We start from the raw sequence: 3,969 nt of genomic DNA, 5'->3' as shown, positions 1-3,969 counted from the left end.
CTAGCTGCCTACTAGCATGTCATCTTGGTTTGCATCTTGGTTTTCATCCCACATGCCTATTCCAGAATAACTCGCGCTTTCTCTTTGGCGATTGATAGCAATCTTGAGACAAGCAAGCAGCTGCAGTCTTCCAGGATAGCAAACTAGTTGTTTCATAGCAACTTCATCTCCTTTCTACCATGTCTCACTGTCTGGGTCAACCTTGGCATCTCCCACTATCCAACGCTGCAATTCACCTCGCCACATGGGACATCTTCAGTTGTAAATGTCGTCATACAAGTCGCATCGGATGATGTTGTCACATCAGGACTGTTGCGTTCCAAGAAAGACACAACTTCGTCTCGTTGGGCACGACGAGCCACCTCAATGGGAGTCCGACCATGACCATCAATTGCACGCGGATTCATTCCTTGTTCAATCGTGAGATAAGCCACGACATCCAAGTGCCCACGATAGCAGGCCATGTGAAATGGCGTGATACCATTCTTGCCTCGAGTGGTGCTCACACTGCGATCAACCAGAAACTTGACGACATCCAAGTTGCCTTCCTGAAAGAGCTGTTGGTGCACAGTCATGTAAGTCGCACCTGACAGGCGAAGAAAAATGGCGTGCTTCCAGCCTCGTTCACCGGCTCCAAGTTCACACCTTGATCAGCCTGCACACTTGAATTACCATCCACAACACTTCAGAGTGCAGTACTTCAACACACCAGCATCCCGGCGATGTCCAGGCGGCAATGCTGACAGCAAATAAAGAATGGAGTGTTTCCTGCAAAAGTTTGTGGGATGATAGATGATAGTGAGTATAAACAACCTTTCGAATTTGGCGTTTCAAGATTCGCCTTGCTCTTGATCAAGAATGCGACGATGTCAATGTACCCTCGGTAGGCCGCGATAAAAACTGGTGTTGCGCCTGCGTTCACATCCCGCATTGGCACTACGCGATCACCATCGTGGATTGGCCGGTCGATGTCTGCTCCACACTCAACCAAGTACTTAACAATACTCAAGTAGCCATTCTGCACCGCTGTGAGGACAACTCAGGGTGTCAAGCATCATTGTTGCGACCAACTACCTACAACAACCACCACAGATCATGGTGCACATGCTTAGCATTTTAAACAAAACCTCTAGGGCATAGCTCAGCTAGACATTTAAAAAAACGACTTCATCAAACATGCGGCCACAACGTATGTACGTTTTATCTCTATCGCCAGTTAACTTCACACACCTGCAGCGAAAGCAGTCCCTCCATAAATTTCAGCGTTGACGTCCAGCTGTTCGTCGGCGGAGTCTTCCAAGATACGTTTCACCTACAATTAGAGTGCGTACTGTGCAAGTGTTGAAAATTGCCATTTCACCTCGTCAAGCTCTCCCTCATAACACGCTGAGTAAACTTTAAGAGCGCGCCCTGTAACAGCGGTTTCTCGGTGTTGCATGACACGCCGTGGAGCGAGTTACACTTGTACTGGTCCTCACAGTTAAAACTAGTGCGGGTTTAAACCTAAAACCTAGCAGAGACGCAAGATGGTGATGTGAGCCGAGCGGACCAGCATATTTGGGCCACGGACCCTCGGTTGGCCTCACCATGTCCACGCCGTGTGCTTCCGCGGTTAGCGCGGCAGGCCCTGCATGGGGTTCGCCGGTTGCTCACCCTCGCCCTGACCTCCTCGTCGGTTTCCCCAGAGTCGGCCGAGCTGCTGACTCGCCGTCTCCACAACATTGACTTCGCGCAATCATACCTTCCCCGGAAGACTGTCCGATGTGTTCCGACTCCCACATCCTCTACGCGATGACGCGGGCCCGGCGCGCCGGCCCTTGCTGCGCGTACCTGGCTTAAAGCACCTGCCAAGGCCGCTGGATCCTGGGGTTGGTATCTGGCAGCTCTGGGGCCGCGACCACGCATCCGGACCGCCCCGACCCCAACGAACGGCTGCCGCGGTGCCCGGGCTGCCGTACGCGCGCCCGCTACTTCGCCGACCCGCACCGCCCCTCTCGGTCCATTGCCATCGTAACGCTGGTGCCCGAAGCCGCCACCTACCTCGATACGCGCGAAGCCCCGCTCGCGCTCATGGACATCGACGAGGAGCTGCCCCACGACCTCACCGAGGAGCCACCTTCCCTGGCCCTGGCCCGGCCTGAGACCCCCACCCCGTCGCGCGAAGCGATTCTTGCCCAAGCTGCCGACGTCGCTGCTGCCGCCACCGCAGCCGATGTCGCGCCCCACGTCTACAACCCCACCACCGCCGCGCTCGCTGCCGACGCAGTGGCCACCGCTTGGGTCCACCGCCCTGTCCGACGACCGCCGAGCGGCTGCAGCCGCCGCTGCTGATGCCGCCGCTGCGACTGCCGCTACCGCCGACGCCGCGCTCGCTGCCGACGCAGCGGCTGCCGCTTGGGCCACCGCCCTGTCCGACGACCGCCGTGCGGCTGCAGCCGCCGCTGCTGATGCCGCCGCTTCTGCTGCCCACGCTGCTGCCGCCGCGGCCCTCGCCGAACTAGCCGCTCCGGCACCGCCCGCGGACCCGTCGCTGCGCCGGTTCGCTGCCGCACCTCCCCAACGCGCCATCGACCGCCACGACCTTCGCAGCGCCAACCGTTCCGTCGATATCGATGACCTCGTCGCACCGCCCTTCACCACGATCCGCTTCATCCCGACCCCGCTGCGAGAACCGTGGCCGCCGCGATGAGCACTGTGCTCTCGTGGTACGTCGAGGCCCGGAGTGACGACGACCGCGACACCGCCTTACTATGGCCCGTGGGACTGCACCTCTTCCTAATGCGCCGCCCCCAACGCGCCGGTGACAGCGGCCGGCGTATCATCGCACGGCGGTTCACGACGTTCGTAGAAGGCCGCTTCGACCTCCTCATCGAGTGCTTCCAACGCGATACCGCCGTGGAACGCGCACGGCCCCGCCACACGACGCACTTCGACCCTACCGTCCGCGCCCTGGAGCTCTTCGACGCCCAGGAGTTCGGCAAAGCTACGCGCCTTCTACTCAACCATGGCCTGGGCAACACCCGAGCCCCGACAGTCGTCGAGGAATTTCGCGCCAAGCACCCCACCCGCAAGATGCACGTTCCCGATTCCGTCGCTGCTCTCGCCGACGTCCCCGAGCTCACCGTCCACCTCCGCAGCACCTATGCGCAGTTACCTCGGTACTCAGGTCCGGCCTGGACCGCATGCGCAACGAGCACCGTACGGTGCTGGCCACCGGAGACTTCGTCGACGCCCAGGCCCGCCCCGTTGTGGACCGTATCGACGCCTTCGAATCGCTCTACGTCCAAGCCCGCCGTGCACCCTGGTACGTACGAGCGACGGGCACTGTGCGCGTGCTCGCCGTCTAAAAGACGGCCCGTGCGCCGGTCCGCCCCGTTGCCCCCGGCAAAGTCTCGCGTCGAGCTACCACTCGGGCCCTCATTCGGAGCCTGAGAACCGAACTACAAGCCGCCTTGTACCCTCGCTACATCTTACTCATGTGAGATGTGAGTGGTTCAGACGGTTAGTACGCGTGGTTGGCGATGTTAGGTTCTACCGGTACTTCGCCGGCGCTCGCCTGCTCGCTATCGTCAACTCGCCGCCCGCGTCGGCCGCCGCCGCGCCGCTTGTCCGGCCGATAGGCATCGGTTCCACCCGATGCCGCAGTGCGGAGTCGTGTTTTGCTCGGTCCATCAAGGACGCTGTCGCGCGCCACTGTGCCCCCGTCCAGGTTGGCGTTGGTGTACCCGGCGGCTCAGACTTGCTCGGTTATAAGCTGGAGGAAGCCAACGCGTTCAAACGCATCGAGCGGGCAACGGCGATCGAGCGCTGCCTTGCCGCTGGTGGCGAGATTGGCCGGCTTGGGTGCCTGCTTGCCGCTTCCCAGCGCCAGCGCACGGCCGCCTGCCGCGACGCGCTTACCTCGCGCGCTGCGACGCGTACCAGACCGCCACTGGTCCCTTCTGTTCGCGCCCCCTTCCCCGATCGGCG

Annotated in this window: 4 protein-coding genes; 2 read left to right on the top strand and 2 right to left on the bottom strand. The window is 60.6% G+C overall.

Annotation, left to right across the window (positions count from 1 at the left end):
• Positions 1–215 precede the first annotated feature (215 nt).
• Positions 216–575, bottom strand: coding sequence for an ankyrin repeat domain-containing protein (locus AAGA68_27230; GenBank protein MEM9388764.1), 360 nt, complete (start codon positions 573–575; stop codon positions 216–218).
• 1,595 nt (positions 576–2,170) lie between these two features.
• Here AAGA68_27230 and AAGA68_27225 point away from each other — a divergent pair.
• Complete coding sequence (locus AAGA68_27225) at positions 2,171–2,689, top strand: hypothetical protein (GenBank protein ID MEM9388763.1); 519 nt, start codon at positions 2,171–2,173, stop codon at positions 2,687–2,689.
• Between the two features lie 493 nt (positions 2,690–3,182).
• Positions 3,183–3,347 (top strand): hypothetical protein, encoded by a 165-nt coding sequence (locus tag AAGA68_27220; protein ID MEM9388762.1) that lies wholly within the window; start codon positions 3,183–3,185, stop codon positions 3,345–3,347.
• Positions 3,348–3,733: 386 nt separating this feature from the next.
• On the opposite strand, the gene AAGA68_27215 is transcribed toward AAGA68_27220, so the two are convergent.
• A partial coding sequence (locus AAGA68_27215) for a hypothetical protein (GenBank protein ID MEM9388761.1) occupies positions 3,734–3,969 on the bottom strand: 236 nt, incomplete at its 5' end.

This window comes from Pseudomonadota bacterium, assembly GCA_039193195.1.
Classification (GTDB): Bacteria; Pseudomonadota; Gammaproteobacteria; order Steroidobacterales; family JBCBZW01; genus JBCBZW01.
Note: the sequence above shows the minus strand (reverse complement) of the source record. Positions and strands in the feature narration are given on the sequence as shown.